At 65.4% G+C, this 25,671-nt stretch carries 19 protein-coding genes; 9 read left to right on the top strand and 10 right to left on the bottom strand.

Annotation, left to right across the window (positions count from 1 at the left end):
- Positions 1-102 precede the first annotated feature (102 nt).
- Together AC07M9_RS05005 and AC07M9_RS05000 are read right to left on the bottom strand one after the other, a co-directional pair.
- Positions 103-1,227, bottom strand: coding sequence for an acyltransferase family protein (locus AC07M9_RS05005; RefSeq protein ID WP_494881832.1), 1,125 nt, complete (start codon positions 1,225-1,227; stop codon positions 103-105).
- Positions 1,228-1,696: 469 nt separating this feature from the next.
- Positions 1,697-2,710 (bottom strand): polysaccharide pyruvyl transferase family protein, encoded by a 1,014-nt coding sequence (locus AC07M9_RS05000; protein WP_494881830.1) that lies wholly within the window; start codon positions 2,708-2,710, stop codon positions 1,697-1,699.
- A gap of 519 nt (positions 2,711-3,229) precedes the next feature.
- Between AC07M9_RS05000 and AC07M9_RS04995 the strand changes: the two genes are divergently transcribed.
- Complete coding sequence (locus AC07M9_RS04995; RefSeq protein ID WP_494881828.1) at positions 3,230-3,670, top strand: hypothetical protein; 441 nt, start codon at positions 3,230-3,232, stop codon at positions 3,668-3,670.
- A gap of 185 nt (positions 3,671-3,855) precedes the next feature.
- On the opposite strand, the gene AC07M9_RS04990 is transcribed toward AC07M9_RS04995, so the two are convergent.
- The gene (locus AC07M9_RS04990; RefSeq protein WP_494881826.1) at positions 3,856-4,068 is read right to left on the bottom strand and encodes a hypothetical protein; all 213 of its coding nucleotides are present in this window, start codon (positions 4,066-4,068) and stop codon (positions 3,856-3,858) included.
- 30 nt (positions 4,069-4,098) lie between these two features.
- Between AC07M9_RS04990 and AC07M9_RS04985 the strand changes: the two genes are divergently transcribed.
- From AC07M9_RS04985 to AC07M9_RS04955, 7 genes are all read left to right on the top strand, one after another.
- Complete coding sequence (locus tag AC07M9_RS04985; RefSeq protein WP_494881824.1) at positions 4,099-4,662, top strand: polysaccharide biosynthesis/export family protein; 564 nt, start codon at positions 4,099-4,101, stop codon at positions 4,660-4,662.
- Positions 4,663-4,721: 59 nt separating this feature from the next.
- A complete protein-coding gene (locus AC07M9_RS04980) occupies positions 4,722-5,975 on the top strand; it encodes an outer membrane beta-barrel protein (protein WP_494881822.1) in 1,254 nt (417 codons plus the stop codon).
- A gap of 137 nt (positions 5,976-6,112) precedes the next feature.
- The gene (locus AC07M9_RS04975) at positions 6,113-7,279 is read left to right on the top strand and encodes a cell wall hydrolase (protein ID WP_494881820.1); all 1,167 of its coding nucleotides are present in this window, start codon (positions 6,113-6,115) and stop codon (positions 7,277-7,279) included.
- Between the two features lie 115 nt (positions 7,280-7,394).
- On the top strand, positions 7,395-8,903 hold the full coding sequence (locus AC07M9_RS04970; protein ID WP_494881818.1) for a TolC family outer membrane protein: 1,509 nt from the start codon (positions 7,395-7,397) through the stop codon (positions 8,901-8,903).
- Between the two features lie 48 nt (positions 8,904-8,951).
- Positions 8,952-10,682 (top strand): type I secretion system permease/ATPase, encoded by a 1,731-nt coding sequence (locus AC07M9_RS04965; RefSeq protein ID WP_494881816.1) that lies wholly within the window; start codon positions 8,952-8,954, stop codon positions 10,680-10,682.
- Positions 10,683-10,688: 6 nt separating this feature from the next.
- Positions 10,689-12,041: an HlyD family type I secretion periplasmic adaptor subunit gene (locus AC07M9_RS04960; protein WP_494881814.1), complete on the top strand. Its 1,353-nt coding sequence runs from the start codon at positions 10,689-10,691 to the stop codon at positions 12,039-12,041.
- A 400-nt stretch (positions 12,042-12,441) separates the two neighbouring features.
- Positions 12,442-13,215, top strand: a complete 774-nt coding sequence (locus AC07M9_RS04955; protein WP_494881812.1) for a sugar transferase — start codon at positions 12,442-12,444, stop codon at positions 13,213-13,215.
- A gap of 189 nt (positions 13,216-13,404) precedes the next feature.
- Here the strand turns inward: AC07M9_RS04955 and glgX are convergent, their stop codons facing one another.
- The 5 genes from glgX to AC07M9_RS04930 form a co-directional block, all read right to left on the bottom strand.
- Complete coding sequence (gene glgX / locus AC07M9_RS04950) at positions 13,405-15,207, bottom strand: glycogen debranching protein GlgX (protein WP_494883888.1); 1,803 nt, start codon at positions 15,205-15,207, stop codon at positions 13,405-13,407.
- On the bottom strand, positions 15,204-16,667 hold the full coding sequence (gene glgA / locus AC07M9_RS04945) for a glycogen synthase GlgA (RefSeq protein ID WP_494881810.1): 1,464 nt from the start codon (positions 16,665-16,667) through the stop codon (positions 15,204-15,206). Before glgA ends, glgX begins: the two co-directional genes overlap by 4 nt.
- A gap of 196 nt (positions 16,668-16,863) precedes the next feature.
- Positions 16,864-18,123, bottom strand: a complete 1,260-nt coding sequence (gene glgC, locus AC07M9_RS04940; protein WP_494881808.1) for a glucose-1-phosphate adenylyltransferase — start codon at positions 18,121-18,123, stop codon at positions 16,864-16,866.
- Between the two features lie 53 nt (positions 18,124-18,176).
- Positions 18,177-20,351: a 1,4-alpha-glucan branching protein GlgB gene (gene glgB, locus AC07M9_RS04935; protein WP_494881807.1), complete on the bottom strand. Its 2,175-nt coding sequence runs from the start codon at positions 20,349-20,351 to the stop codon at positions 18,177-18,179.
- Positions 20,348-22,777 carry a glycogen/starch/alpha-glucan phosphorylase gene (locus tag AC07M9_RS04930; protein WP_494881806.1) on the bottom strand — a complete coding sequence of 810 codons (2,430 nt, stop codon included), beginning with the start codon at positions 22,775-22,777 and terminating at the stop codon, positions 20,348-20,350. Before AC07M9_RS04930 ends, glgB begins: the two co-directional genes overlap by 4 nt.
- Before the next feature lie 260 nt (positions 22,778-23,037).
- Between AC07M9_RS04930 and AC07M9_RS04925 the strand changes: the two genes are divergently transcribed.
- Positions 23,038-23,772: an enoyl-CoA hydratase/isomerase family protein gene (locus AC07M9_RS04925; RefSeq protein WP_494881804.1), complete on the top strand. Its 735-nt coding sequence runs from the start codon at positions 23,038-23,040 to the stop codon at positions 23,770-23,772.
- A gap of 209 nt (positions 23,773-23,981) precedes the next feature.
- Here the strand turns inward: AC07M9_RS04925 and AC07M9_RS04920 are convergent, their stop codons facing one another.
- Positions 23,982-24,704, bottom strand: a complete 723-nt coding sequence (locus AC07M9_RS04920) for a 4-carboxy-4-hydroxy-2-oxoadipate aldolase/oxaloacetate decarboxylase (protein WP_494881803.1) — start codon at positions 24,702-24,704, stop codon at positions 23,982-23,984.
- Positions 24,701-25,657 carry a hydroxyacid dehydrogenase gene (locus tag AC07M9_RS04915; protein WP_494881802.1) on the bottom strand — a complete coding sequence of 319 codons (957 nt, stop codon included), beginning with the start codon at positions 25,655-25,657 and terminating at the stop codon, positions 24,701-24,703. Before AC07M9_RS04915 ends, AC07M9_RS04920 begins: the two co-directional genes overlap by 4 nt.
- Between the last annotated feature and the right edge of the window lie 14 nt (positions 25,658-25,671).

Genomic DNA, 25,671 nt, shown 5'->3' with positions numbered 1-25,671 from the left:
GATTAACAACCTCGCCACAGAAGCCGAATTGCTTCTTCGTGTTGGCGAAATTGCTATTCCGATTATTCACAATTCTGACATAAGGACTCTGGTAAACCGATTTTAATCGACTGCAGAGACCTGAGCATGCACCATATTTTTTCTGGTTATTGTCGATAGCGCAAAAATTCGCGCGTACATCGCCTTCCGGCGCTCTCCCAGTTCGGCGAGAGCGAACATGATGAGGATAGTGCCGACGGTGGCCGCGAATCCGCCAGGCGTCGATCTGCCACTGGCCGGCCAGACCGCCGCGATGAGCACCATGACTGGCAGATGCGCTATGTAGAGCGTGAAACTGGCGCCCGCGCAGTAACGCACCGCGCTTTCGACGGCACGCGGCCAGATCGACCTCTCCGGCGTGCACGCGGCAAAGGCCACCATTGCGCCGGCGACGATTCCCCCAAGAACGAGATAATACGTCATGCTGACCGCCAGCACGCCAGGGCTCGGCCATTCGAAGAGCGGCGCGGCCACGCCGCCCGCCCACTTGCGCCAGCCCAGAGCCAGGAGCGCCAGGAGGGCCAGGCAGCCCCAACCCGCAGTGCGCCCAAGCCTTGGCTGCTTCTGCATGACGGACCACGCGCCGACACCCACCAGCCAGAGCGGGAAAGCTGCGGCGATGCGCGGCCCGCAGACCGCGAGCCAGACCAGCGCCAGTCCCCAACGCCAGTAGCCACGCGCGTAGAAGAGCACCGCGAATGCGAGGTAGTACGCCACCTCGAAGCCGAGCGACCAGAACGGTGCCCCGGTGCTGACGACGGCGCGGTCGAACCAGAGTTCGTTCGTGAAGGTCAGATAGCGCAGTACGGACAGCCAATCCGGTGCATTGCCGATGGCGCCTCCATTCATGGCGCTGCCGGGCGATGTCCCTGCTCCGTACAATGCGGGATCGATGGCACGGCCCGCCGCGTAGCACGCGAGCATTACTGCGACTGCCAGTGGTACGACAGAATACATGCGAAGTGCCCTTGCCCGGGCGAAGTCGCGCCAGTGCCTTTCCTTCCGGGCGGTGACGAATGCGATCACGAATCCCGAAAGCACGAAGAAGATCGCAACGCCTTCCTTTGCGCTGTGGGCGACGATGTCAGGCAGGGCCATATGATAGACCTCGCCTGCGTGCCCCACGAGCACCAGCAGGGCCGCGAACAGGCGCAGGAAGTCGAGGAAAACAGAAAGGTTCTTGCTCACGACACCCCCGTTTAGCGGCGTCGCGGTCAAGCCATCGCCGATCCGTTCCAGACGGGATGGCTCCCGCGCCGCGTTAGGCCGAGCGCGAGCCACGCCATTTGAAAGATGCCAGCCTACGCGGCGGCAGCGCTGTCCCGCAACGTGAAGAACATCCGAAATACAGGCAATCGCAGCATGACGAACGGTCCGGGAATGGCACTCGCCGCCCCACTGCGATGATCGTCAGGAACCGAAGACAAACCCGGACGACAGCGCCGACCGCCCATCCCGGCCGGACAATGGGATCTCGTCGACGCATGCAGCCTGCCCCGAATACGAAAGCCCGGGCGCTGCGAATATGCCTTGGTATGACCGGCGCCGCGTCGGCAGCTATTGAAATATCGACATATTCCTTCGTCCTGCCCCCTTGCGCTGAGCCATTTCACCTCAATGGCGTCATTTTTGAATTCACGGCCTAGTCCACCATGTTTCAGGCGAGAACGCCCTGCGCATGGCCTTGGCGTTTAGCCAGTTGCGCCAGTCGCTCCAGCATCACGTCGCGAAGAGTCTCGCGTTTGTATGGGTCACTCAGGTCAGGCTTACCGGCGGCGAATTGCACGAGCGCCGCCGCCGTCCGCTCCGGACTGAACCCCAGCAATCGCCTGCTGGCCGGCACAGCCTCTAGGAACCGCTTGGCCTGCACCTTCACGAACGGCACCCGGGTTGCGGGTGCGATACGGTTGCTAAATTCGCGGAAGGCCGACTCCGAATCCAGCGCAATCGCGCTTCCGAAAGGCTCGTGGCGCTTGCCGAAGCGAAGCAGCGGCATCGCGTCCGGCGGCGGAAGCAGGGTGATGTCGGCAGCGATGTCCAGCGACGCCGTCCAGTCAGCCCATTTGGCGGTCGAGAAATTTCGTGACACGGCAAACCCCCGCCACGGCACGCCGAAGGCATCCGCCAGGATGGCGCCGTGCAGGGATTCGGTCAGTACCAGACGGGCTCCCGCCAGCGCTGCAACGACCTGCGCCGGCGTGCCCCTGGGATCGACAAGGTTAAACCCCGCCAGGTCTGCCGCCTGTGCCCAACCGGGGAACGCAATGGTCTCGTAATGCGGCACCACGGCAATCCCGCGCCGGCCGTCACCGGCCGTGCCGAACCTGAAACCCTCGATGAGAGGCGCTAGGATGGCACCGTCTGTGAGTACGCGGTCCGATGGCAAACCCAGGATTCGCGCTGTGACCGGTCCTCGGACGCAATGATATTCGACGTCGAGCCCCGTCCATCGATCTGCCGCGCTGTACCCAGCGCCGCTGGAGAACACGTGAAGGCGCCGACTGCAGCCGGGATCGATCCCCACGATGGTGCCGATCCCGACGAATGCATCCCCGCCCGCGTCCCCGCGTCCGGCGTCGCAGAACACCGCAGGAGCGAGCGCAGGCCAGATGAAGTCATTGAGATCGTCGCCGAAATTGGGAACCGACGGTCGGTAGCGCAGCAGTCTCATCAAACTTCCCCTTCCGCGACACAGATGAAACGCCCGTCTTCAACGATGATCCGATATCGATTGGAGGCTCCGAAGTGCCGGCCTTCGTGGGGCATCCTTGCATCCGGTGACGGCAAATTCAGATAATTCTTTCGAAATCGACTGCCTGGAGTACGGCATACGTGCCGCCGGGAAACAATTCGCATCCACTATGAACCAATCGAGTGATGCCTCGCCGCCACACCAACTTGAGCGGCCAGACTATGCGCCTCATTTGGGTGCACTTCTCTAAATGAAAATACATAAAATATTTACGATCTTAAATCCCATAAGAATCCGTATTGGATATATTCGCGATTCCTTCGAAATCACGACCACTCACAGTCCTTGAGAAACTGCATCGTTTGGATTTATACTGAACGAGCCGTAAACATATCGGGATTTACGACTCTCCGGCGTCGATGCGCGAAGCGGGAGAAAACCGCCCAAGTATTCGCGACCTTCTCGGCCGCAATAAGTAGCTTTACTCAGGAGGAATACATGCCAATATTTCTAGGGACATCTGGCAGCGATCACATCGCCGGCACCAGCGGCAACGATGCCATCGCGGGCGGCAAGGGCATCGACTATCTATATGGCGGGGACGGAAGCGACTGCTTCACGATACGCCTTTCCGACATGGACGCCTCGCTCTCGTCCAATTCCGCGCCAGGGGCAAAGGCGCAGGACTTCATCTACGATTTCCACGGCGCGGGCGTATACGAGGCGGGCAACAACGACTTCCTCTACCTCGACGGCTTCGGCGCGGGATCGACGATCACGTTTTCGGGGTACGGGTACAACAGCACGAACCCCGGCGGCGACATCCATGCCCAATATTACACTATCCATAGCACCACTACCGGTCTCGATTACGTGATCGCCATCGGTTCGGTGAATGGAAACCAGCTGGTGCTGGGGGATTACAATTTCTACAACTGAGATACTGCGGTATTTCTGGCAGCACAGCCCGGTATCTGAGGGAGGCGCGTCAGCGCCTCCCTCTTACCACAGGGCCCAATTGCGGCGCCGCGCCCCCGCCTGCCGAGCCAAACCGCGACACAAATTCTCTGCTGCCGGCTCTGACGGGCACCGTCGACGCGGCCCCAAGGCATCGCGCCGAGCGATCAGACTGCCGTACGGGCTGCGCCATGGATGCAGATGCCATCATCTACATCGAAGCCGCAGCTTCCTTTGCCGATCATCGGATTTGGCAAAGACCTAGAGCAAATCTGCTCAATATCGGAACCAATTATGATCAATCGCATCGCAATTGAACCCTGAACTCTTTGATATATGCGCATCACGCGGTTCATCATGGCCTCGATACGATGATCCATTCCCGTATTCATGATTTTGAGGCGACGTAAATGCAAAGACTACTGTCTCGACTGTCACTTATCGCGGTGATCTGCATGACGGTTAGCTGCACCACCAGTAGTGAATTGCCCCGTGTGGCCCAGGCCGGTGCCGACGTCAGTTACACTCTGGGTGCGGGCGACAAACTTCGGATCACCGTTTACGGCGAAGAAAAGCTGACTGGTGAGTATCTCGTCGATGGCGCAGGCGCCATCGCGTTCCCATTGATTGGTACGATCCCTGCCAGGGGGCTGACCGCTCCCGCGCTGGCCATCCGACTCGAGGACGCACTCAGCAAGGGGTACCTGGACAATCCGAGCGTCGCGATCGACGTGCTCAACTTACGCCCTTACTACATTCTGGGCGAAGTGAACAAACCGGGCGAATTCCCTTTCGCGGAGGGCCTGACCGTTTTCAGCGCCGTGGCCAAGGCCGAAGGTTTCACCTACCGCGCCGACGAGAACAGGGTTTTCATCCGCCACAAGGATGGCGCCGGCGAAGTCCTCTACCGGCTTGACGGGACGACCCCGGTACAACCGGGCGACACGGTCCGCATCCTCGAGCGGAGGTTCTAGGAATGCAGTCGGGCGTTCCCGATCGTCGCCGCCCGAGACCTGCGACGTCAAGCTGCCGTGTGAGCGGCGGCCTTGCCTTTCTCGCGCTGTCGACGGCCTGCGCACAGGCTGCAGGCGCCCAGACCATTGGCCCCTTGATCCGCGAACCCGACGATGTCCCAGGCCGCAGGGTCATTCCCGAATATGCACCGATCGGCTACGATCTGGCAGGCTTCGATGTCCTGCCTGCCGTCAGCTTTGGCGTGCACGTGGATGACAACGTGTTCACGCGAACAAGCGTGAAGAAGTCGGACGCCATACTTCAGGCCGAACCGCGCCTCCGGCTCCGCAAGGAGAACCGCTTCAACACCATCGCGCTGGATGCCATGGCGCGCACCAGCAGCTATGTTCAACTGACCGACCAGGACTCCACCGAGTTTCGCCTGGAAGCCACCTACACGCGCGGAACCACAAGCCCCAACTCCATTGCCGTAAATGCGGGTTACCGCCGCGAGGCGATCCAGCGCGGCACGGTCGAAAACGATCTCGTCGGCGGGGAACCGCTCATGCGGAGGGTTGTTCACGGGTCATTGACCGGCCGCAAACAGTTCAACCGCCTGTCGATCGACCTACAGGCGATTGCCGTGCGGCAACGCTACGAGGATATCGAAGAAAACGCGGGGGGAGTGATCGACCAGCATTTCCGCAACGTCGTGCGCTATGGCCTTCACGGTATCGCCTCCTACGAGATCAGTGGGCGTACCGCGCTTTTCGCCGGGCTCGACTACGACAAGTTCGACTATGCCCGATCACCACTGCTGGAAAACCGCGATGCCGGCAACTGGAGCGGTACGGCGGGAATTCGCTACGAAATAACACGCATTCTCTACGCCCAACTCGGCGTGGGTTATCGGCGATACGACTTCAAGGACCCCGGACTTGGTGCCATTTCCGGCATCGCGGTATCGGGGCACTTGCGCTATTTCCCGTCCCGCCTGGTCGCCGTCCGCGGCATTATCGAACAGAGCAACACCACCAGCCCCTACGATCTCGTCGGGGCGGTCACGCTGACCACCGGCCGCGTCGAGGTGGAATATGAAATGCGCCGCAGCCTGTCGTGGTACGCCGCGACGAAAGTCACGCTGGAAGACTACGCGCGGGAGGACTACTCCGCCCGCCGCTTCGAAGTATCGGCGGGCCCACGCCTGCGTTTCAACCGCTGGCTTTCTGCCGATGCCAGCCTCGGTTTCGCGAAACGGATCGTAAGCGGGCTGGCGCCGTTCGAACCCTATTCGCAAGTCTATGGCCTGATTTCGGTCACCTTGGCACGATGATGGCAATGTCCGCCTGCGCCTTTCGGTCGCCAGTGGTCCTGCGATTCTTGTGTCCCGCCGCGCCGCGCAGGCCATGGAGCAACTTCGCCGCTGTCATCTTCGTTCCGGCGGCCTCGCTCCTGCCCCGGCGCATGGCCATGATCGCAGTGTCCGCGCTGGCATCATCGCTGGCCGTGGCCATCTTGGTGGCGCTAGCCCTGACGCGACCGGAGCCGACGCTTTCTTCGACCGAAGCCGGCCGGATGCAGCAGGCTCCCGCCGCGGTTTCCCGGCTTCACGACACTCCGAAAGTCGAGCCATTGGTGTTTGCCGAAGTCGATGCACGGACGGCGCGCAAACTCAACGCAGCAGTGCCTTATGTACCGCTCGGCCCGGATGCCCCGTTACCGTTCGCAATCAAGCAGGGAACCGACGACTTCGCACGCGCTCGCGATTGTCTGGCCAGCGCTGTGCTCTATGAGGCGGGAGACGATCCGGCCGGACAGGCGGCGGTCGCGCAGGTCGTGCTCAATCGCGTGCGCCACCCTGCCTTTCCCAGTTCGGTGTGCGCGGTCGTCTATCAGGGAGCCGAGCGGACGACGGGGTGCCAGTTCACATTCACCTGTGACGGCGCGCTGCGCCGAGCGCCCTCGACCACAGCCTGGGAACGCGCCCGCAGGATGGCGTCCGCCTTTCTTGAGGGGACTACGGATCCTGCAGTGGGCATGGCCACCCACTACCACACCGATTGGGTACACCCTTACTGGAGCGCGACGCTCGACAAGGTCGTGCGCGTCGATACGCATCTCTTTTTCCGCTGGCGGGGCATGTGGGGACGCAGGTCGGCGTTCATCTCGCGTTACGCCAGTACCGAGCCCTACGAATCCCAGTTGGCTTTGCTGTCGACAGTTCATCGCGACCCCTCTGCCCCACGCCTCGCTGCCAGCCATGAATCCGTCGGCGCCCCGCCGTTGACCGAGCCGGCTGGCGTCACGGGAACGCTGCATCCGCGGGAAGGCGATCATTTCATCCTCGTGGACGGCGGCGGCGACGGAACGGAGCTGGCGTTGCAGGGCCTCAGCCAGTGCGCAGGGCAACGGTACTGCAAGGTCATCGGTTGGGACCGGCGCTCGCAGGACTATGGTTCGCCGCAGAACCCCGTGCTTCGCACCGTGGCGTTCCTGTATGTGAGCGACAAACGCACCGGCGTCGAGATGGTGTTGTGGGACTGCGCCCGCTTCAACCGCCCGGCGGACAACCAATGCCTGTCCGACCGCAACCGGCGCTGGATAGGCTTCCAGGGCGACCTATCCCATGCCCTGTGATCGCTTCCGAAACCGGGTCCGCGCAAGTCGATTCCGGGCCTGCAGGCAACCCGATGCAACCGCCGGGAAGCCTCGAAAGACGCTCGCCATATCGGTTCACGAAGGGCGCAGAACGATGAAACATTCCCACCTGCTCCTGCCCCATATGCTCCCGAATTCGTGGCACCGGTTCGGCTGGATGATGCTCTTGCTGACGACCGCCGGCAATACGCCCGTCGGCGCCGAGACCCTGGGCGAGGCGATGGCGACGGCTTACCGGCACAACCCGGCCGTCGAGGGAAGCCGTGCCTCCACGCGCGCCGCCGAGGAACGGGTTCGCCAGGCCAAGGCGCAGTTCGGCCCCACGCTGACCGCCCAGGCAAGCTATCTCTATGCGTGGCGCCGCGTCACCCAGAACGGCGCCACCGCGCTTCGGCAGGATGGCTTCACCCCGCAGTTGTCGTTATCCATCGACCAACCGCTGTTCGCGTTTGGCCGCCTCAGCGCGCAGCGCGGGATCGCCGGAGCCGGTTACGGTGCATCTGTCGCGGACATGCGATCCAGCGAGCAAAACCTGATGGCTAACGTCATCATCGCTTATGCCGCTGTGCTGCGCGACGAAAAGCTCGTCGAAATAGCACGCGAGAATCTCTCGCAGCTGACCGAGCAGCTGGACCAGATCAACGCTCGCTATTCAGCGCGATATGCTACCGAAACAGACCTGCAGCAGACGCGCAATCGCATCTTCAGCGGCCAGGCGCAGCTGGAAACGGCGCAGGGCAACCGTCTCGCCAGCCGCAACACCTACCGCAACCTGCTGGGGCATTACCCCGATGCGCTGGCGCCGCTCCCTCAACTCCCCCCGCTGCCGCGCACCGTCGAAGAAGCGCAGGCCATGGGCGCGGCCTCCAATCCCGTGCTGGAAGCTGCCCGGTTCGACCTCGCCGCGGCGCAGGGCCGTATCGCGCAGGCCCGCGGCAATGCACGCCCTTATGTCGGCATACAGGGAAGTCTCTCCCGCTCGGCCCTGACGATCGAGAGTGACGATCCACGCGAACTGGCCGCCCAGGTGCAGGTCGGACTGACCGTGCCGCTCTATTCCGCCGGACTACTGTCCGCACGCATCCGCGAGGCATCCCAACTCGCGGACGCGGCTAGCCAACAGCTCGAACAGACATCGCGCGACGTGCGCGAGGATATAGCCAGCTACTGGGACCAACTGGCTGCGGCCCGGCGCGCCCTGCCGGCCTACGCCCGCGCGGTCGCCTCTGCACAGACCGCTCTCGACGGCGCGCGCCAGCAGCAGCTTGCCGGCCAGATGACCTCGCTCGACGTGCTGGATACCGCGCGCGACCTGCTCAATTCCCGCCAGGCGCAGGCGCAGGCCGAAGCCCAGCTCTACGTCCAGCATGCCCTGCTCCTCGGCACCATGGGACAGTTGCGGGTGGAAAGCTTCGCGCCCGGTACGCCGCCGTTCGATCCCGACACCTACAGTCCGCTTCCCTATGCCGGCCTGCCGACCGGGCCGCTCGTCGAGGCGATCGATTCGATCGCGCTGGACAGCAGCTTCAGGCCGTCGCCGATCCAGGTCGAAAGCGACGCCGAACCCGGGCACGACATGCCCCCCGAACCAGCGGACCAATGAATGCCCCACCCGGCTGCCATGCTACCCAGCCCAAGCAAAGGACGCTAGATGCATTCCGCCCGAGAAAACCTGTTCGCTGGCGTGCGGGGCATGTTGCAGGCTGTGCTGCCGGTGCTTTGGCCGATCATGGTGTTCAGCGCCGTTTTCAATGTGCTGTTGCTAGCGGGCTCGTTCTTCATGCTGCTGGTATACGACGACGTGCTTGCCAGCCGCAGTGGTGCGACGCTGGCCGGGCTCCTGCTGATGGTGACCGTAGCCTACGTCTTCCAAGGCGCGATCGACGTGATCCGCTCGCGCGTAATGCTGCATAGCGGGGCGAAGGCCGACCGGCGGCTGTGCGATCGTCTTTATGACGTCATCAGCCGATATGAACAGGAAGTGGGGCCGCTGCCGTCCGGTGCGGCGCCCGTGCGCGATCTCGATCTCGTCCGCGGCTACATCACCGGCCCGGGTCCGCTGGCGTTGCTCGACCTTCCCTATGTGATCATGTTCCTGCTGATCCTGACGCTGTTCCACTGGGTCCTCGGGCTGGCGACGATGGCGGGAGTCCTCATCATGGTCGCGCTGATGGTCCTGGGAGACCGGCGCACCCGGACGCCTGCATTGCAGGCCGCTGCAGTGGCTGCCGCGCGCTTCAGCATGGCCGAGGATGTCCGGCGCAATGGCGAGGTGCTGCGTGTGCTGGGCATGGGCGGTCGCAGACGCGCAAGCTGGGACGCCGTTAGTCTCAACCTGATCTCCGCGCACGACGAACTCGCGGATGTGTCAGGGCGCACGCAAGTGATCGGCAAGGCCTTCCGGCTGTTCCTGCAATCGTTCGTGCTCGCCCTCGGCGCTTTCCTGGTGATCGACGGGCGCGCAACGGGCGGCGTCATCATCGCCGGCTCGATCCTGAGCGCGCGCGCCCTGATGCCGGTGGAACAGACCATCGGGCAATGGAAGCCGATGACCGAAGCCAGCCAGGCATGGCGGCGTCTTGGCGCCCTGCTCGAGCGCGTTCCGCTACGGGAAGCGCCGATGCCGCTCCCCCGCCCCAGCGCCAGCCTCGACGTGCAGGGCGCGGTCTGCGGGCCACCCGGCCGTCAGAAAGTAACGGTGGCGAACGTATCGCTGCAGCTCGCAGCAGGCGAAGCCCTTGCCGTCATCGGCCATAGCGGATCGGGCAAGTCCACGTTGATGCGCGCGATCACCGGCGCATGGCCGTTGCTCCGCGGTGCGGTGCGGCTGGACGGCGCGTCGCTTGAACAGTGGGACCCGGTGCAACTTGGTCGCGACATCGGTTACGTGCCTCAGGCGATCGAACTTTTCGACGGAACGATCGCCCAGAACATCGCTCGCTTCGACCCGCATGCCCACGCTGATGCGATCATCGCTGCCGCCCGGGCCGCCGATGTCCACGACATGATCGTCGCACTTCCCGGGGGGTACGACTATATTCTGGGCGGGCCCGGCGGCGGTGGACTTTCGGCCGGGCAGAAACAGCGGATTGCGCTGGCCCGCGCGCTGTATGGCGACCCTTTCCTCATCGTGCTCGACGAACCCAATTCCAACCTGGACGCCGCCGGCGAGGATGCCCTCGTCTCGGCCGTTCGCGCGGCCAAGGAGCGCGGGGCGATCGTCGTCATCGTCGGCCACCGCCCGACCGTCTTCGCGCATGTCGACCGCATCATGATCATGGCTGACGGCCAGGTCATGCAGATGGGCGAGCGGGCCGAGATGCTCAGGCGCATCAACTTCAACGCCGCGCCGGCATCCCCTCCTTCCACGCCAGTCGAGTAACGCCCCGTGTCCAGCCAGATCGCCATTCCATCCGGTGCCCTGCAGGCCTCGCCCGCAGGCCCTCCCTACGAACCCGAACGCAGCTTGCGCAGGGAGGTGCGCGCGGGGCTCATCCTGAGCGGAGCGCTTGTCTTCGGACTGGGCGGCATGGCGGCCTTCCTGCCGATGACGGGCGCCGTTATCGCACCGGGAGAAGTCACCGTATCGACTTACGTGAAAGAGATCGGGCATCCGTCCGGCGGGGTCGTCGCGGACATAATGGTCCGCGATGGCGATCATGTGAGCAAGGGACAGGCGCTGCTGCGCCTCGATTCCAAGGTCACCGGTGCGGCGGCCAACTATACGGGCGAGAACGTCGATCAGCTGCTGGCCCGGGCGGCCCGCCTGACGGCGGAGCGGGACCGGGCGGGAGGAATTGCCTTCCCTCCCGAACTGTCGCGGCGAGCCGCCGATCCCAACATCGCCGCACTCCTGGAACAGGAACGCAAGACCTTCGCGCTGCGCCGGGATGCGCGCCGGTCGATGGTCGCACAGCTCGGCCAGCGCGTCAGCCAGACGCAGGCCGATGTCGCCAGTTCGCGCACCAAGGCGCAGAGTTACTCTGATCAAGCCACCCTGATAACCGGCGAACTGGATGCAACCCGCAGGCTATACGAAAAGCGCTACACGACGCTCGACCGCCTGAACGCCCTGGAGCGCTCGGCCTCCGGCCTGACGGCCGAGGCACGCAGTGCACGCGAAAGTGCGGTCTCAGGCACCGCGCGCATCGGCGAACTGCGGTTGCAGATGGGCTCGATCGAAGCGGAAGCGCGCAGTTCCGCCGCCGGTGAACTGATGGACGTGCTCGCAAGGATCAGTGAATTGCGCCGGGCCCAGGTCGCTGCCGACGACAGCTTCGATCGCGCCGTAATCCGCGCTCCTCAAGCCGGCGTGATCGACAAGCTTGCTTATCGAACAGTGGGCGGCGTCGTGCCCCCGGGCCAGACCATCCTCGAACTCGTGCCCGACGACGACGACATGATCGTCGAGGCAACCATCTCTCCGGTGGACGTCGACCAGGTCCGCGCCGGCCAGAAAGCGACGGTGCGGTTCAGTGCCTTTTCCACACGCACCACCCCCGAGCTTACAGGCACGGTCACGCACGTCTCCGCCGACCGCACCGACGACAAAGCCAATCACAGCGCTTTCTACCGCGTGACGGTAACATTGGACAAAGGGGAAGTCGCAAGGTTGGGTGACTTACGCCTGCGACCCGGCATGCCGGCGGAGACCTTCATCCAGACCGGACGACGGACGATGTTGAGCTACATCCTCAAGCCGCTTTCGGACCAGCTCGCCCGCGCTTTCCGAGAAGGCTGACGCAGGCGCCATGCTGCATCTCGCACCGCCACCGTCGACCACGCCGGGCGACGTGCACTCGATCTGCGACGCGTGGCCATGCTGTAATCGCCTAGCAAACATGCTCGGAATCGGATCAGGAAATGTCCGCTTACGCGAACAAAAAATCCGATATGAAGTTATTTGAGAATGCAGCATCCATTATGGATTATAATATTCTCAATTTATCCGTGATTTTGCATCTTATTTTAAAAATCAACAATGATTGACTATTCCACTTGCTTCGAACTGGACGGAATATTGATTCCGCGATGCAGCAAGCCCTTATTGACCAACCCTTAACTTATATTACCATGCCGTAACCATTCGGGGATGGCCGTTAGCGGTCGGAATTTCCGTTACTTAACATATGGATGGATCGATGGCGGCACTTTCGACTCATTATACCGCAACGGTACGGAAGCCAGACCCGGCACCCTTCACCGTTTACCAAAACTTCGCAGGCCACGGCGCTGAACCAAAGGATGCGCGATCCGGCGCCATCAGCTTGCCAGCCGCCAGCGCAAGTCCGCGGATAGAGGAATCCACTCTGCTCAGAGGGCGCATCCTGGACATCGCCGTCGCCTGTGTCGCGATCCTGGTGTTCCTGCCTTTCCTGATCCTCTCGGCGCTTGCCATAAAGCTGTCCGCGCCGGGCCCCGTCCTGTTCGTGCAGCGCCGCGTGGGTCGTGACGGAGCGCTGTTTCCCTGCCTCAAGTTCCGCACCATGGTCGTCAATTCGCAGGAGGTACTCGACAAACTCCTCGCGGCATCGCCAGAAGCGCGGCTCGAATGGGATCGTGACCAGAAGCTCCGCATCGATCCGCGTATCACCCCGATCGGCGCGATCCTGCGCAAAAGCAGCCTCGACGAACTGCCCCAACTGTTCAACATCCTTGCCGGACACATGAGCGTGGTAGGGCCGCGTCCCATCATCGAGGCCGAAATCCGCCGCTATGGCGCGCGTTTCGATGCCTACTGTTCGGTACGCCCCGGGTTGACGGGACTCTGGCAGGTCAGCGGCCGCAACGAGGTGTCCTACGAGGCGCGGGTAAGGCTGGATGCGCTCTATGCCCGCCGCAAGTCCGCGATCTACGACCTGGGCATCTGCCTGCGTACGGTCCCTGCGGTACTCGCCTCGCGCGGAGTCTATTGAGATCAATGCCGCCGCATCCATTGTGAAGAACGTTCAGGTCGCTGCCGAACTGCGGCATTTGTAGCAGCTCGCGCCCGCCGCCTGCGTGCTGATCCTGGCCGTACACGCCAGGTTGCGCATGGCGTTCATCGTTGAGCGCATTCGCCGCATTCAGGAAAGCCGGGCGAGAATCCAGCTACGCCCCCCTCGTCACTCGCCCAATTTCGCCAGACGGGCCTGCCGATCTATGGTCCAGGCGAACGCTTGCGTCTCATCTACCGATGTGCAGCGGAGCCAGTCTTCACCGGGCCGATCCCAATCGTCCACCGACATCTCGGCGCCGCCTCGCGTCAGCCAGCGTACCGGCTCGGGGAAGCGGCTGAAGAGGTCGAGATGCGCTGCCCGCCTGGCCGACAGGGCTGCGACATGGTCTTCCAGGACGATGTCGCGGCCGGTCCAGTCGACCCAGCCGATCGGATTGTCCTGGCAATAGGCATTGTTGTTGCCTTGTTGGCTGCGGCCGAATTCATCGCCTGCGGTGAGCATGATCGTGCCGCTCGACGCGAAAAGGGTGCCCAGCAGCGCCAGCAGGTCCGATCGGCGCGCGACCTGTATCGAGGCATCATCGCTCGGTCCTTCGACACCGTTGTTCCAACTGAAGTTCTCGCCGTGGCCGTCGCGGTTCTGCTCGCCGTTGGCCCAGTTGTGACGCTGCTCGTAGGATACGGTGTCCGCCAGCGTGAGCCCGTCATGCGCCGCAAGGAAGTTGACCGATCGGCAGCCGAAATCCGGCTGCGGCGCGCCGAAGACGTCCGACGAACCGGCCATGCGCGTCGCCAGAGCACCGATGCCGCCCTCGCCTTTCCAGAAGCGGCGCACGTCATCCCGGAAGCGGTCGTTCCATTCCAGCCAGTTGGAGGGAAACTTGCCCAGTTGGTAGCCCCCCGGTCCGACATCCCAGGGCTCCGCGATCAATATGCGATCGGCGAGCAGCGGGTCGGCGGCGATCTCGGCGAAGATCGGCGCGGCGGGATCGAAGCCGGGCTCGCGCGCCATGATCGGCGCGAGGTCGAAGCGAAAGCCGTCGACACCGCACTGCCCTACGAAGTGGCGCAGGGTATCCAGCGCGAGGCGGCGGACGGCGGGACTGGCGAAATCGAGCGTGTTGCCGCAGCCGGTGTCGTTGATGAGCTGGCCGCCGGGCGCGCGCGAATAGGCCGCGTCGTCGAGACCGCGCAGCGACAGTACGCCGCCGGCCGTGTCGCTTTCGCCGGTATGGTTGAAGACGAGATCGAGCAGCACGCCGATGCCCTCGGCATGGAGCGCGGCGACGGTGGTGCGCAGTTCGGCCACGCCGCCGGGGCACAGGCCGGGGTCCAGTGCCATCATCGCCACCGGGTTGTAGCCCCAGGCGTTGACAAGGCCGAGCGGGGGCAGGTGGCGCTCGTCGATCCAGGCCACCACGGGCATGAGTTCGACGGCGGTGACGGACAGTTTTTTGAGATGCGCGACGATCGCGGGGTGCGCGAGCGCCGCCACGGTACCGCGCAACGGCTCGGGAACATCGGGGTGCAGCATGGTAAAGCCGCGCACGTTGAGTTCGTAGACGAGGCCGCCCCGCGCGAAACGGGGCGGCTCGGGCGGGACAGGTGCGGACGGTGCGGTCACGACCCCGCGCGGAACGAGGTCGGCGGTGTCCTCGCCGAATACGGCGAGGCGCGGGTCCTGGACGAAGCGGCGGTCGAGTTCGAGGGCATGGGGATCGACGAGAAGCTTGGCTAGGTCGAACCACAGCCCGCGATCGGGGGCCCATTCGCCGGCGGCGCGGTAGCCGTAAAGGGCGCCGGCGCGATCGCCGGGCAGGTGGAGCGTCCAGTCGGGACCGTCACGCTCCATCGCATGACGGGTTTCGGTCCCGCCGTCGAACAGGCAGAGCCAGACCATGTCGGCGCGGGGTGAGCGCACAGCGAAGCGGGTCGTGCCGCCCTCGACGCGCGCACCGAGCGGGGTCATGCGGTCAGCGCGGCGTAGAGGTCCGCGTAGGCCTTGCCACTGGCCTTCCACGAGAAGTCGCACTTCATCGCATTCTTCTGCAGCCGCTCCCAGACGTCGCCCTGGCGGTACAGCGCGACCGTGCGGGTGAGCGCGGCGGCAAGGGTGTCGTAGTCGACGCCGTCGAACTGGACGCCGGTGGCGCAGCCGGCGGCGAGCGCGGCGGGGTTGGCGTCGATCACCGTGTCGGCGAGGCCTCCGGTGCGCGCGACGACCGGCAGGCAGCCATAGGCGAGGCCGTAGAGCTGGGTCAGGCCGCAGGGTTCGAAGCGCGAGGGGATGAGGATCGCGTCTCCCCCACCCTGCATGCGGTGCGACAGGCCCTCGTCGTAGCCGATGCGGATGCCGATGCGGCCGGGATGGCGGCCGGCGGCCTCGAGCAAGGCGCGTTCGATCGCGGCGTCGCCCGAGCCCAGCAGCGCCAGCTTGCCGCCGATGCCGACGAGGTGGTCGATGACCTCGAGCAGGACGTCCATGCCCTTCTGCCAGGTGAGGCGGGTGACGACGATGAACAGCGGTGCATCGTCAGGATCGAGGCCGAACTCGGCCTCCAGCGCGCGCTTGTTCGTCCGGCGCCGCTCGAGGTTGCGGTGTCCATAGCGTGCGGTTAGCGCCGCATCAGCGGACGGATCCCACACTTGCGCGTCGATGCCGTTGAGGATCCCGTGGACCGCATCGCCGCGCGCGACGATCAGCCCTTCGAGGCCCATGCCGAAGGCGGCCGAGCGAATTTCGCGCGCGTAGGTCGGGCTGACCGTGGTCACCGCGTCGGCGCAGGCGAGACCGGCCTTCAGCATGCCGACGCCGCCATGGTACTCGACGCCGTCGATCGCGAAGGCTTCGGGCGGGAGGCCGAGCCGGGGGAACACTTCGGCACCCGACCAGCCCTGGAACGCCATGTTATGGATGGTCACGACGGAAGGCCTGCGCCCGCCTTCGCCGTAAGGGGCAAAGCGCAGGTAGGCGGGGGTCATCGCCGCCTGCCAGTCGTGCGCATGGACGAGGTCGAAGGCTTGCGGCTTGCCGCGCCTGACCATGGCGCCGCCCGCGAGGTCGGCGGCGGCGCGGCCCAACGCCGCGAAGCGCTGCCAGTTGTCGCCCCAGTCGCGGCCGGCGGAATCGGTATAGGGCGCGCCTTCGCGGGCGTAGAGCGCTGGCGCGTCGAGCACCAGCAGCGGGTGATGACCGTCGAGCGTGCCGGACAGGAGGCGCGCCGGGGTGCCAACCAGCGAGTCCCAGGCGTGGACCGCGCGCGGTCGCCCCAATGCGGCGAGCACGGCAGGGTAGCCGGGCAGTAGCGTTGTTGTCTCCACCCCGTGCGGGGCAAGCGCGCCGGGCAGCGCGCCGACGACGTCAGCGAGGCCCCCGGTCTTGACGAGTGGCACGGCTTCGGAGGCTACGGAAAGAACTTTGAGGGTCATCGTGCTGGAATAGACTCGCAAGAGGGCAGATCAAGCACCCTCGTCGCCCTCGCGAATGCGGGGGCCCCGCTTCCTTCCGACGTCGAAAGAACCAGCGGGGTCCCCGCCTTCGCGGGGACGACTAATCTTGGGTGGCAGGGCGGGTTCGGGCACCAGCTGAACGTGACGCGCTGGTGCCCGAACCCGCCCTGCAGCATCACAGCTCCAGCCGGTCGATCATCGGCTTGGTGATGAGGCAGACGCCGTTGTCGGTGCGGCGGAAGCGGCGGGCATCGAGTTCCGGGTCTTCGCCGACCACGAGGCCCTCGGGGATGCGCACGCCGGAATCGATGATGACGCGCCGCAGCCGCGCGCTGCGGCCGATGTTCGAATAGGGCAGGATCACGCCCTCTTCGACGCACGAGAAGCTGCCCATCTTGACGCCGGTCATCAGCAGCGAGCGCTTTGCCAGCGCGCCCGAGACGATGCAGTCGTTCGAGATCAGCGAGGAGATCGCATGGCCCCGCCGCCCGTCCTCGTCGTGGACGAACTTGGCCGGGGCGGCGACGACGGCGTCGGACCAGATCGGCCATTCGCGGTCATACATGTCGAGTTGCGGCACGGTGTCGGTCAGGTCGAGGTTGGCGTCGAAATAGGCATCCAGCGTGCCCGCATCGCGCCAGTATTCGCCGATTTCCTCGGCGGCGCGGATGCAGCTGTCGGTGAAGCGGTGGGCCTGAGCGGTGCCGTGCTTGACGATATAGGGGATGATGTCGCCGCCGAAATCGCGCTTGCTGTCGGGGTCGGCGGCATCGCGGCGCAGCTGGTCGAACAGGAAATCGGTGTTGAAGACGTAGATGCCCATCGAGGCGAGCGCCATGTCCTCCTGTCCCGGAATTCCCGGAGGGTCGGCCGGCTTCTCGACGAAGGCGGTGATGCGGTCCTTGTCGTCGACGTGCATGACGCCGAAGGCCACCGCCTCCATGCGCGGCACGACGAGGCAGCCCACGGTGACGTCGGCGCCCGAGTCGACATGCTGGCGCAGCATCAGCTCGTAGTCCATCTTGTAGACGTGGTCGCCCGCGAGGATGACCATGTACTTGGGATCGTGCGGCTGGATGATGTCGATGTTCTGGTACACCGCGTCGGCGGTGCCCTCGTACCAGAGCAGCTCGGAAATGCGCTGGCTGGCGGGGAGGATGTCGAAGCTCTCGTTGCGTTCAGGGCGCATGAAGTTCCACGCGCGCTGCATGTGCCGGATCAGGCTATGCGCCTTGTACTGGGTGGCGACGCCGATGCGGCGGATGCCCGAGTTGATCGCGTTCGACAGCGCGAAATCGATGATGCGCGCCTTGCCGCCGAAATAGACCGCGGGCTTGGCGCGGTTGTCGGTCAGTTCGCGCAGGCGGCTGCCTCGCCCGCCGGCGAGCACATAGGCCATGGCATCGCGCGCCAGCGGCCCAGACGGTGTTCTCATCGCTCACTCTCCATGGTCGCCCCCGCGACGTTGCCGTTGTTCTTTGCCGGTGCTCAGCCGGCGTATTCGAGCATGATCGTCGCCAGCGGCGGCAGCGTGACGGTGGCCTTGCCGTCCGCCGCCTTGACCTGGCCCAGGTTGCCCTTGCCGGTGCCGCCGTAGTGGACGGAATCGCTGTTGAGGATCTCGTTCCACTTGCCCGCCAGCGGCAGCGGCACCTGGTAGTTGGTGCGCATCGTCGGCGTCATGTTGGCGATCACCGCGATCGGATTGACGCCGGGCGCCTTGCGCAGCCAGGCGAAGACCGAATTCTCGGCGTCGTCGACGATGAGCCATTCGAACCCGTCCGGGTCGCAGTCGGCGGCGTGAAGCGCGCGCTTGGAGCGGTAGAGGCGGTTCAGGTCCTTGACGAGGTTGCGGATGCCTTCGTGCGAGGGCGCGTCGCGCAGGTCCCAGTCGAGTGCGCGTTCCTCGCTCCATTCGCGGCGCTGGGCGAATTCCTGGCCCATGAACAGCAGCTTCTTGCCCGGATAGCCCCACATGAAGCTGTAGTAGGCGCGCAGGTTGGCGAACTTCTGCCAGTCGTCGCCGCTCATCTTGCCGAGCAGCGAGCCCTTGCCGTGGACCACCTCGTCGTGGCTGAGCGGCAGCACGAAGTTCTCGGAAAAGGCATAGACCAGCCCGAAGGTCAGGTCGTCATGGTGGTAGCGTCGGTGCACCGCGTCGCGCGCCATGTAGCGCAGCGTGTCGTGCATGAAGCCCATGTTCCACTTGAAGCCGAAGCCGAGCGCCGTTTCCTTCGCCTTGCCGTCGCCCTCGTAGGCGGGCTGGGTGACGCCGGGCCACGAGGTCGATTCCTCGGCGATGGTCATGAAGCCGGGGTGCTGGGCGTAGACCGCGCGGTTGGTGGCGCGCAGGAAATCGACCGCCTCCCAGTTCTCGCGCCCGCCTTCCAGGTTGGGAATCCACTCGCCCGCCTTACGCGAATAGTCGCGGTAGAGCATCGAGGCGACCGCATCCACGCGCAGGCCGTCAACGTGGTAGCGCTCGGCCCAGAACAGCGCGTTGTTGACGAGGAAGCTGGTGACCTCGCGGCGGCCGAAGTTGTAGATCAGCGTGTTCCAGTCGGGCTGGAATCCGAGCTTGGGGTCCTCGTGCTCGTAGAGCGCGGTGCCGTCGAAGCGGACGAGGCCGTGCTCGTCCTTGGGGAAGTGGGCGGGCACCCAGTCGAGCAGGACGCCGATCCCGGCGCGGTGGGCGCCGTCGACGAAGCGGGCGAAACCGGCGGGCTCGCCGAAGCGCGAGGACGGCGCGTAGAGGCCGGTGGTCTGGTAGCCCCACGAAGGATCGTAGGGGTGCTCGCTGATCGGCATGAACTCGATATGGGTGAAGCCCATCTCGACGACGTAGGGGATGAGCTGGTCGGCAAGGTCGTCCCAGCTGAGGAACCAGTTGAACCGGTCGCGCTGCCACGAGCCGGCGTGGACCTCGTAGATCGAGACCGGCACCTTGCGCGCGTCCACCGCCGCCCAGTGCGCGCGGTGGGCCTCGTCGCCCCAGTCGAGCTTGGCCGGAATGGCGGTCATCGAGGCGGTCGAGGGGCGGATCTCGGCCATGAAGGCGAAGGGATCGGCTTTCAGCGGCTGCACCGATCCGTCGGTGCCGACGATGTGGTACTTGTAGGCGCGGTAGTCGCCGATGTCGGGGATGAAGATTTCCCAGACGCCGATGTCGGTCCGGCTGCGCATCACGTGGCGCCGCGGGTCCCAGTCGTTGAAATCGCCCACGACGCTGACCAGCCGGGCGTTCGGCGCCCAGACCGCGAAGTGGACGCCGTCCGCGCCCTCGTGCTCGATCAGGTGGGCGCCGAGCTTGTCGAACAGGCGCAAATGGGTGCCCTGCGCGATCAGCAGGTCGTCCACCGGGCCGAGCACAGGGCCGAAGGTATAGGGATCGGTGACCAGCCAGTCGTGCCCGCCCGCGGTGCAGCGGTAGCGGATCGGCTGCGGCGGAATACGCAGGCGGGTTTCGAACAGCCCCCGGTCGTCCACCTTGTCGAGCTTGCCCAGCCAGTGCCCGTCGAGACTGAACGCCTCGACGCAATCGGCACCCGGCAGCAGCGCGCGCAGGTGCGTGCCATCCGGGCCGGGATGGGTGCCGAGTAGCGAGAACGGGTCAGCGTTCGTTCCTTGCAGCAGGGACTCGATGGCGCTTTCCGTTGGCTTCACAGGACCTTCCAGATTTCCTTGGCGTACTCACCGATAGTCCGGTCCGAGGAGAACCACCCGACATTCGCAATGTTCCGTATCGCCGAGGCCCGCCAGCCCGCGACGTCTTCCCAGCGCGCATCGACCTGGCGCTGGGCGGCGGCATAGGCGTCGAAGTCGGCCGCGCACATGAACCAGTCGTGGTCGTAGATGCCGTTGACGAGGCCCTCGTAGCGCGTCGGATCGTCGGGCGAGAACACGCCGGACGAGATCGCCGACAGCGCCTGAGCGAGTTCGCGCGAACCCTCGATCACCTCGCGCGGATTGTATCCTGCGGCGCGCTTGTCGGTGACTTCCTGCGCGGTGAGCCCGAAGATGACGATGTTGTCGTCGCCGACGTGCTCCTTGATCTCGACGTTGGCGCCGTCGAGCGTGCCGATGGTGAGCGCGCCGTTGAGCGCGAACTTCATGTTGCCGGTGCCCGAGGCTTCCATGCCCGCCGTCGAGATCTGTTCCGACAGGTCCGCGGCCGGGATGATCCGCTCGGCATAACTGACATTGTAGTTGGGCACGTAGACCACCTTGAGCAGCCCGCCGACCGAGGGATCGGAATTGACGCGCCGGGCGATGTCGTTCGCCAGTTTGATGATGAGCTTGGCGTTATGATAGCTCGGCGCCGCCTTGCCGCCGAAGATCTTCACGCGCGGCACCCAGTCGCGCTCGGGATGGCTGCGGATTTGGTCGTAGAGCGCGACCGTCTCGATCAGGTTGAGCAGCTGGCGCTTGTATTCGTGGATGCGCTTGATCTGGACGTCGAACAGCGCATCGGGATCGAGACGGATGCCCATGGTCCTGCGGATATGGTCCGACAGCGCGACCTTGTTGGCGCGCTTGACCTCGCCGATCCGCTCACCCAGCGCGGCGTCGCCCGCCATGGCGTTGAGGTCGGTGAGCTTCGCCGCATCGTCCAGGAAGTCGGGGCCGATGGCGTCCTTGATGACCTTGGTCAGCCCCGGATTGCACTGCTGCAGCCAGCGGCGCGGGGTGACGCCGTTGGTCTTGTTGTTGATCCGCGTCGGGTAGAGCGCGTGGAGATCGGCGAAGACCGTCTCCTTCATCAGTTCAGTATGCAGCGCGGCGACGCCGTTGATCGAGTGCGCACCCACGAACGCGAGGTTCGCCATGCGCACGCGCCGCTCGCCGCTCTCGTCGATGAGCGAGATCGCGGCGATCTGCGCGTCGGTCAGCCCGGCCTTGCGCGCCTCGCGCAGGACGCGGCTGTTGATCGCGTAGATGATCTGCATGTGGCGCGGCAGCAGCCGCTCGAACAGCGGCAGCGGCCAGGTTTCCAGCGCCTCGGGCAGCAGCGTGTGGTTGGTGTAGGAGATGGTCTTCTTGCACACCTCCCAGGCCTCGTTGAATTCGAGCCCGTGGACATCGACCATCAGGCGCATCAGCTCGGCGACGGCGACCGAAGGGTGCGTGTCGTTCAGCTGGATCGCCGCCTTGTCCGGCAGGGTGCGGATATCGCCCGCGTACTGGACGTGGCGGCGCACGATGTCCTGGATCGAGGCGGCGGTGAAGAAGTACTCCTGCCGCAGACGCAGTTCCTGGCCCGAGGGGCTGGAATCGGCGGGATAGAGCACCCGCACGAGGCTCTGCGCGCGCATCTGCTCGGACAGCGCGCCGAGGTGGTCGCCGGCGTTGAAGGCATCGAGCTTGAGCGGGTCGATCGGGTTCGCGGTCCACAGGCGCAGCGTGTTCACGCGCTTGCCCTTGTAGCCGACCACCGGGGTGTCGACCGCCGTCGCCTCGACCTTCTCGGCGGGATTCCAGACCACGCCGTCGCCCTCTGCCGCGACTTCGCCGCCAAAGCCGACGAGGTAGGTGCTCTCCACCCGCTCGAACTCCCAGGGATTGCCGTGGGCCAGCCAGGTCTCGGGCAGTTCGACCTGCCAGCCGTCCTCGATCCGCTGGCGGAACATGCCGTTCACGTAGCGGATGCCGTAGCCGTAGGCCGGGATGTCGAGCGTGGCGAGGCTCTCCATGAAGCAGGCGGCGAGACGGCCGAGGCCGCCGTTGCCCAGCGCCGCGTCGGGCTCCATTTCCTCCAGCTCGGCGAGGTCGAGACCGTGGGCGGCCAGCGCCTGCTCCATCTCGCGCGTCAGCCCCATGTTCGACAGGGCATCGCGCAGCAGGCGGCCGATCAGGAACTCCATCGAGAGGTAGTAGACCCGCTTGCCCTCGGCATCGTAGGTGCGCCGCGTCGAGGCGAACCAGGCGTCGATGATCTCGTCGCGCAGGGCGTAGATCGCGGCGCGATACCAGTCGTGCGGCCGCGCCGCGCGCTCGTCCTTGCCGACACGGTTGCGCAGCACGCGCATGATGTGCTTGTCGAGGTCGGAGGAAGTGACGGGCTTGGTGTCGGACACGGGTTCGCTGGCCACGGGAGCACTCCTTGTCAGGCCGCCACGAGCACCGTTCGTCGGCTCGCCCGGACGGCGCCGGTTATCGACAGGACCGGGGTCAGGAAGCGGGTTTTACGCCCCTCTCCTCGTCTCCTGAACATCATGGCTACCACAGGGCTGCGATGCGGCAAGAGCCATTGTGCAGTGCCGCATGAATTTAGCTGCCCACCCTAACCGCCGGGGCGTTTGGCCGCGCCGCCGCGCCGCGCTATCCTTTTGCGACACCCCGGGAGAGGCCGATGACATCACGAATTCTGCGCGAGGACCGCGGCGGCCTCTGCACGCTGACGCTGAACCGGCCCGGCAAGCTGAACGCGCTCGACACCGCGACGTTCGAGGAACTGGACGCCCACTGCGCCGCTCTGGCGGCCGACCTGGACCGCATCGGCTGCGTGGTGCTGCGCGGCGCCGGCCGGGCGTTCTGCGCAGGCGCGGACATCGGCGGCATCGGGCAGGGCTTCACCGACAACCGCTTCAAGCCCGGCGTCGTCGCCCGCCTCGCCGCCCTGCCCCAGCCCGTCATCGCGGCGATCCACGGGGCGTGCTTCACCGGCGGACTGGAACTGGCGCTCGCTGCCGACCTGATCGCGGCGGAGCGCTCGGCGCGGTTCGCCGACACCCACGGCAAGTGGGGCCTCGTCGGCGCCTGGGGCATGACCCAGCGCCTGCCCCGCCGCATCGGCATGGCGCAGGCCAAGCGGCTGATGTTCACCGCGCAGGCCATCGAGGCACCCGAGGCGGCGGCGCTGGGGCTGGTCGACGTGCTGGTGGAGGACGGGGAACTCGACGCGCGCGTGGCGCAGCTGGCGGCGCAGGTGCTCGGCAATTCGTGGCACACCAACGTGGAGACCAAGAAGCTGCTCGCGGCCACCGATGGGATGACGCTGGCGCAGGGGCTTGCATACGAGTTCGAAAACTACCCCGGCTTCGCCCCCGACCATGCCGAACGGCTGGCGCGGTTCAGCCGGAAGTGAGGCTCACGACAACCGCAAGCCGCCAGCCCACGGTATGAAAACCCCGTCGCCGCCGCGCAGGCGGGGGCCCCGCTTCCTTGCGCCTCGCCAGAAAGAACAAGCGGGGTCCCCGCCTGCGCGGGGACGACGAGTATATTGCGTTTAGTCCCGCCCGACAAAAAAAGGCCGGCCCCGCCCTTTCGGACGGACCCGGCCTCCCTGCATGGACCTTAGCGGTCCTCCTCCCAGGTGCAGTCCTTGATTTCGATGCCGAGATCCTCGACCAGCTGGCGCATCCCGAGGATATCGAACAGCACTTCCCCCTCGGCGATGCGGCGGCGGAATTCGACTTCCTTGGCCGCGCGCGCCTCGGCGTTGGTGACGGCCAGTTCAAGCAGCGCGCGCGGGATCACCAGCACCCCGTCCGAATCGCCGACGATGACGTCGCCCGGCTCGACCAGCACGTTGTCCACCACCAGCGGCACGTTGACCGCCGCGGGTCCGCGCTTCTTGGGATGCTCGACCGAGACGGCGGTCGACCATACCGGATAGCCCAGTTCACGGATCGCATCGACGTCGCGCGTGGCGCCATGGACGACGGTGCCGGCGAGGCCCTTCTTCTTCGCGAAGCCGCAGGCGACGTCGCCCCACAGCGCGCCCTGGCTGCCGCCGCCGTTGGTCAGCACCAGCACGTCGCCCGCCTCGGCGGTGTAGAGCGCGGCATGGATGGCGAGGTTGTCACCGGGGAAGTTCCACGCCGTCACCGCCGGGCCGCAGACCTTCTGGCCTGGCGCGATCGGGACCATGCCGGGGCTCATCAGGCACATGCGCCCGGCGATCTCGCCGAGCCCCTCGTGAAGGTCGGCAATGCCGAACTTCGCGGCCCGTTCGAGCAGCGCGGGGTCGGGGCGGTTGATCTTCGCATAGATCACGGACTTGACGGGCACGGTCACGAGAGAGCCTCCGGGTTGAGCAGCGTTTCAGGGACCTCGCCCCGGCTGACGGTTTCGATGACGGCCGCCACGTTCAGCGCCATGTCCTTCATCCCCGCCTCGGTGACACCGGCGACGTGGGGCGAGAGCAGGCAGTTGGGCAGGCCGAAAAGCGGATGGTCGGCGGCGGGCGGCTCGGCGTCGAACACGTCGATCCCGGCGCCCGCGATCTGCCCGACACGCAGCGCCTCCGCCAGCGCGGCTTCGTTGATGATGCCCCCGCGCGAGCAGTTCACGAGGATCGCGTGCGGTTTCATCATGCCCAGCTCGACGGTGTCGATGAGGTTGCGGGTGCCCTCGGTCAGGGGCGTGTGAATGGATACGATATCGCGCCCGAGGATGCCGGCGAGGTCCATCGGTTCGACCCCGGCGGCGCGGACATCGTCGTCGGACAGCATCGGATCGTATGCGGCAACCTCCGCCCCGAAGCCGGCGCCGCAGATCTTCGCCACGTAGCGCGCGATGCGGCCGAAACCGATCAGGCCGACTTTCGCGCCGGTCAGGTCGCCGAGGCGGATGCCCCAGCGCTCGTCCCAGCGGTTTTCGCGGACCAGCGCGTCCATGTCGCGCGTACGGCGCAGCAGGCCCAGCATCATCGCCACCGCTCCTTCGGCGACGGCGGTGGAGTTGTTGCCGCCCGGCGTGTTGGCGACCATCACGCCCTGCGCGCTGGCGGCGGGAATGGCGATGTTGTCCACCCCCGCGCCGTGCTTCACGATGGCCTTGAGGCCGGGCATCGACCCGAAGATATCGGGACCCAGCGGACTGGTGCGGATCACGATCACGCTCGTCCCGGCCAGCCGCGGATCATCGCGCCACCCGTCCGGACCGATGACGTCATGCGCCGAGGCGATGCGTTCCGTTCCGGCCGGATGGATTGGATCTATTATGCAGACGAGTTCACGCGAACCCATCGTTTTTCCCCTCC

The organism is Novosphingobium sp. GW821-FHT09E05 (assembly GCF_059416165.1).
This window is presented reverse-complemented; position numbering and strand designations above follow the sequence as displayed.

What these genes read in the sequence shown, in the direction of transcription:
- AC07M9_RS05000 (WP_494881830.1), bottom strand. Translation starts at nt 2,710, where the DNA reads ATGAGACTGCTGCGCTACCGACCGTCGGTTCCCAATTTCGGCGACGAT.
- AC07M9_RS04995 (WP_494881828.1), top strand. Translation starts at nt 3,230, where the DNA reads ATGCCAATATTTCTAGGGACATCTGGCAGCGATCACATCGCCGGCACC.
- AC07M9_RS04990 (WP_494881826.1), bottom strand. Translation starts at nt 4,068, where the DNA reads ATGGATCATCGTATCGAGGCCATGATGAACCGCGTGATGCGCATATAT.
- AC07M9_RS04985 (WP_494881824.1), top strand. Translation starts at nt 4,099, where the DNA reads ATGCAAAGACTACTGTCTCGACTGTCACTTATCGCGGTGATCTGCATG.
- AC07M9_RS04975 (WP_494881820.1), top strand. Translation starts at nt 6,113, where the DNA reads ATGATCGCAGTGTCCGCGCTGGCATCATCGCTGGCCGTGGCCATCTTG.
- AC07M9_RS04970 (WP_494881818.1), top strand. Translation starts at nt 7,395, where the DNA reads ATGAAACATTCCCACCTGCTCCTGCCCCATATGCTCCCGAATTCGTGG.
- AC07M9_RS04965 (WP_494881816.1), top strand. Translation starts at nt 8,952, where the DNA reads ATGCATTCCGCCCGAGAAAACCTGTTCGCTGGCGTGCGGGGCATGTTG.
- AC07M9_RS04955 (WP_494881812.1), top strand. Translation starts at nt 12,442, where the DNA reads ATGGCGGCACTTTCGACTCATTATACCGCAACGGTACGGAAGCCAGAC.
- glgX (WP_494883888.1), bottom strand. Translation starts at nt 15,207, where the DNA reads ATGACCCCGCTCGGTGCGCGCGTCGAGGGCGGCACGACCCGCTTCGCT.
- glgA (WP_494881810.1), bottom strand. Translation starts at nt 16,667, where the DNA reads ATGACCCTCAAAGTTCTTTCCGTAGCCTCCGAAGCCGTGCCACTCGTC.
- glgC (WP_494881808.1), bottom strand. Translation starts at nt 18,123, where the DNA reads ATGAGAACACCGTCTGGGCCGCTGGCGCGCGATGCCATGGCCTATGTG.
- AC07M9_RS04925 (WP_494881804.1), top strand. Translation starts at nt 23,038, where the DNA reads ATGACATCACGAATTCTGCGCGAGGACCGCGGCGGCCTCTGCACGCTG.
- AC07M9_RS04915 (WP_494881802.1), bottom strand. Translation starts at nt 25,657, where the DNA reads ATGGGTTCGCGTGAACTCGTCTGCATAATAGATCCAATCCATCCGGCC.